Annotated in this window: 1 pseudogene; it reads left to right on the forward strand. The window is 74.9% G+C overall.

The features are described 5' to 3' along the window. Nucleotides 1-247 (forward strand): annotated as a pseudogene (locus tag TW83_RS21555) (hypothetical protein); the annotation flags it as partial.

Consider the following 247-nt stretch of genomic DNA (forward strand, 5'->3'; position numbering starts at 1 on the left):
CCGAGCCGCAGCCGGCCGCCGCGCCCCGCCCCGCGGCCCCCCTGCCCAAGCCCCGCCAGACCGCCGATCAGCGCCAGACCGCCCTGCGGTTCGAGGCCCAGGGCGCCCCGGTGGACGCCACGACCCTGATCCGGGCACTGAACTTTCCCGACGGTCCCGACGATGTCGACGCGATCGACGCCCTGCGTCATGCGCTGAAGGACCCCGCGCATTCCAAGGTGCTGCGCGCCGCGCAGGATGTCGTGAC

It is taken from the genome of Paracoccus sp. S4493 (assembly GCF_000967735.1).
Taxonomy (GTDB): domain Bacteria; phylum Pseudomonadota; class Alphaproteobacteria; order Rhodobacterales; family Rhodobacteraceae; genus Paracoccus; species Paracoccus marcusii.